The sequence below is a fragment of the Mesorhizobium sp. M1423 genome, from assembly GCF_040317575.1.
GTDB lineage: Bacteria > Pseudomonadota > Alphaproteobacteria > Rhizobiales > Rhizobiaceae > Mesorhizobium.
Genome location: NZ_JAMYKU010000070.1, coordinates 1 through 3921, shown reverse-complemented (window position 1 = coordinate 3921; position 3921 = coordinate 1). Strand labels below are relative to the sequence as shown.

The 3921-nt window shown below is 60.8% G+C and carries 3 protein-coding genes; all 3 read right to left on the bottom strand.

Going from position 1 to position 3921, the window contains the following annotated elements; translation table 11 throughout:
- Positions 1 to 707: 707 nt before the first annotated feature.
- The 3 genes from NKG95_RS34055 to NKG95_RS34045 all read right to left on the bottom strand — a co-directional run bounded on the left by NKG95_RS34055 (position 708) and on the right by NKG95_RS34045 (position 3540).
- Positions 708 to 1244 carry a dihydrofolate reductase family protein gene (locus tag NKG95_RS34055; protein WP_353043856.1) on the bottom strand — a complete coding sequence of 179 codons (537 nt, stop codon included), beginning with the start codon at positions 1242 to 1244 and terminating at the stop codon, positions 708 to 710.
- A gap of 236 nt (positions 1245 to 1480) precedes the next feature.
- Positions 1481 to 3211 (bottom strand): adenylate/guanylate cyclase domain-containing protein, encoded by a 1731-nt coding sequence (locus NKG95_RS34050; protein ID WP_353043857.1) that lies wholly within the window; start codon positions 3209 to 3211, stop codon positions 1481 to 1483.
- A 107-nt stretch (positions 3212 to 3318) separates the two neighbouring features.
- Complete coding sequence (locus NKG95_RS34045) at positions 3319 to 3540, bottom strand: dihydrofolate reductase family protein (RefSeq protein ID WP_353043855.1); 222 nt, start codon at positions 3538 to 3540, stop codon at positions 3319 to 3321.
- Positions 3541 to 3921 lie beyond the last annotated feature (381 nt).

Here is a 3921-nt window from a genome sequence, read left to right as displayed (position 1 = left end):
GGGGAGAAGAGGCTGGCGTCAACGCCGGCGACCTCCTCTCCCCTCGGGGAGAGGTCGGAATGACCCCAATTTCCCTTAGCAATTAGTATGGGAATACCGGTGAGGGGGCACATGCCCCTATGCGATTGCTACAGTTGAAACGAAGGCCGGCGTTCTTTCGCGCCCCCCTCTGCCCTGCCGGGCATCTCCCCCACGAGGGGGGAGATTGGCTGTCATCGGCGCTTTCGCCAATCACCAGCGTTGCAGGATGAGCGCCAAGGCGGAAGCCGCCATCTCCCCCCAAGTGGGGGAGATGGCCGGCAGGCCAGAGGGGGGCGCTGTCCCGCCGACCTATCAGTCGACGGCATTAGCTTACCCGCGCAAGTTCCAGCTCATCACACGTTGAAACGAAGGCCGGCGTTCTTTCGCGCCCCCCTCTGCCCTGCCGGGCGTCTCCCCCTCAAGGGGGGAGATTGGCTGTCATCGGCGCTTTCGCCAATCACCAGCGTTGCAGGATGAGCGCCAAGGCGGAAGCCGCGATCTCCCCCCAAGTGGGGGAGATGGCCGGCAGGCCAGAGGGGGGCGCTGTCCCGCCGACCTATCAGTCGATGGCATTAGCGTACCCGCGCAAGTTCCAGCTCATCACACGTTGAAACGAAGGCCGGCGTTCTTTCGCGCCCCCCTCTGCCCTGCCGGGCATCTCCCCCACGAGGGGGGAGATTGGCTCATCACGCCTTCCCCGCCGCATACTCCAGCGCCACCACGCCGTTGCTGAATTGCCTGGCAAACACCAGCTCGAGCGGCAATTGCGCGCCGGGCGGGAACAGCAGCTTGCCCTGGCCGACAGCGCCGGGGTAGCTGAGCAGCCGGATGCGGTCGACAAGGCCGTGGCGCAGCAGTTCCTGCGCGACGCTGAGGCTGCCATGCACATAGATGTTGCCGCCGCTGCCTTGCTTCAGCCCTCTGACCGCGTCCGGCAACGCGCCAGTCAGCAGCTCGGCCGGCTGCCAGTCCAGCGCCGTCAAACTGGTCGACGCGACATATTTCGGCAGCGCATTGAACCGGTCGGCGAAATCTCCGGTCTCCTTGGGCCACGAGCCGGCAAAGATCTCATAGGTCGTGCGCCCCAAAAGCATGGCGCCGCTATCGGCAAGCTCGTCGTCCTTGAACTTTTGCATCTCATCGTTCCAGGCCACGCTCGGTAGCTTTTCGACCTCGGCAATGCCATCGACGCTGATGAATTCGGTGACGATGAGTTTTCTCATGGCGGGGTTCCTTTCTGCCGGGGGGACGGATGGCGCGGGCCTTATGCGACATGCGCCATCAACTAGCGCGCCGCTTTTTCAGGGGGAGGGCTTTCCCCGGTTCGCTTCCAAAGAGCGATGGCCGCCTCTGCTCCCTAAGCCGCCGGTCGTTCGGTCATGCCACAAGGTCCGCGTCGGGTGGGGGCCGGTCCTTTTTGCCTGTCCCCTATTGAATCTGGTTCGTAGTTACCGGCTGCCTACAGGTTGGCAATACCGGCTTTTAGCAGTCCTTCGCGGACGTGCTGCACATCAGACTCCTGGGCATAGTGCAGGGTGGCGATGAATGAATCGAGGTCGAATTGGGGATCGAGCGTTCTGATCTTGCCTAGATGCGCCGCGGCCGCGATTTCGTCGCCGAGCCAGCCGTAGCAGGCAGCGGCGAAAGCGTGCTGAACCGAGTCCATGGTTGACAGATGCATGAAAGCTTCGATCGCCTCGCCATACTGGCGCGCGGCGAAATGCGCCTTTCCCAGATGGCTCCAGAACCTCTCCGGGTGGTGCGGGTTCAGCTGCATGGCCTTGCGGATCCATTCAATTCCCTCTTCCGGCCTCCCCAGCCAGGTCAATAACTCGCCTTGCTGCACCACCACGAGGTCGTAATTGGGATTGAGGGCCAGCGCCCGCTCTTGATGGTAGCGCGCTGTGGTCAGCTCATTGTTGTTCACGTTCACTGCGGCCAGGATGCGGTGGACATCGGCATCGTTGTTGTCCAGCGCCAGCGCCCTGTCCAGCGCTGCCATGATGTTGTTCCAGATGGCATCCCTGTCTTCGCACCAGTTATGGACCCAGGCCTGGCCAAGAATGCAGGCCCGCCAGGCATGGGCATGGGCATAATCGGGGTCGAGCGTGACGGCCCTTTCTATCAAGGTTTGCGCGCGTTCATTATCCGCAATCGTGCTTCGGTGATGCAGCACCTTGGCAGCAAGCACACATTCATACGCGGCCATGTTTGCAGGTTTCGCCCGCGCGAGCTGGTCCCGCTGAGCCGCCTCGACACGACCGGGCAGCGTGGCTGCGATCGCCGCGGTCACCTCATCCTGAATCGCGAATATGTCGTCCAGCTTCCGGTCATATTTGTCTGCCCAGATATGAGCGTCATTCGCCGTGTCGATGAGCTGAACCGTCACGCGCACCCTGTCGCCGATCTTGCGGACGCTTCCCTCCACCAGGTATTGGACGTCGAGTTTCTCGGCCACCTCGCGCACATTCACGGCGCGGTTCTTGTAGACGAAGGCGGAATTGCGCGAGATGACGAACAACTCATGGTGGCGGGACAGTTCGGTGATGATGTCCTCGGTCAGTCCGTCCGCGAAAAATTCCTGCTCGGGGTCGCCGCTCATGTTGGTGAATGGCAGCACCACTATCGAAGGTTTCGAGATGGATCGCTTTGCCTCGACTTCCGGCAGGACAGAACTATCAAACCCGATGCGATAGAGGCGAACCGGGCGGCTGATGTTCTTTAACGTCTTCTCACCCAGGTCCTCCATGGCAATTTCGAGACGGTCGGCAATTTGGGTCGCCACCGCTGCGGTCACGCAGATACCGCCGACGTCGGCGAGTTGCTCGATGCGCGAGGCAATATTGACGCCGTCGCCGAAAATGTCCTCATCGTCGAAAATGATGTCGCCGAGATTTATGCCGATCCTGAATTCCATACGCCGTTCTTGCGGCACATCCGAATTGCGCCGTTTCATGCGCTGTTGAATTTCCACGGCGCATTTCACGGCATCAGTCACGCTCTGGAACTCAACGAGCATGCCGTCTCCGGTGGTCTTGATGATCCGGCCCTTGTTCTTCGCGATCGCGGGATCGACCAGTTCTATGCGATGGGTCCGAAGGCGTGCGAGCGTGCCGGATTCATCGGCCTCCATTAGCCGACTGTAGCCCGCCATATCGGCCGCCAGAATTGCGGCTAGTCTCTGTTCCATCGCTGAACCAAAAACCAAGCCTATACTTCCTGGGCCGCCAAATCCAGCAATTTGGGCTTGTGGCTGAATCAAGAAGTCTTCCTACCGCACCGGCAAGAAAGGGCGGATCAGAACCTTCCGCCTTCCGCCTGGTGCCGCCAACTCGATCGCATCAATGGCGGGAGGCGCGGCGTCGAGCTCGTCGAGGCGACATATTTCGGCAGCGCGTTGGACCGGTCGGCGAAGTCTCCGGTCTCCTTGGGCCACGAGCCGGCAAAAATCTGATAGGTCGTGCGCCCCAAAAGCATGGCGCCGCTGTCGGCAAGCTCGTCCTCCTTGAACTTTTGCATCTCATCGTTCAAGTCACGCTCGGCAGCTTCTCGACCTCGGCGATGCCATCGACGCTGATGAATCCGGTGACGATAAGTTTTCGCATGCCGCTTTCCCTTCTGTCAGAGGACGGATGGCGCCAGCCTTTTGCGACATGCCTCGTGAAATTAGCGCGACGCTTTGTTGTTCTTCGGTCGATGTCAGACCCAAGCGTCGATCTCAGTCGACCTGGTGCCCGGCATCAATTCCTACCGGCAGGAGAAGCGCGAAACGGTGGTGGGCGGTCGGTGCTTGTTTTTCCGCGATGGCCGCTTTTGACCGATAGTGTTGAAGAAGTCGGCGATGAAGCCGTGGATCCACTCGCACCGAAGCGTCTTGATTAAGGTCGACGCGACCTCCTC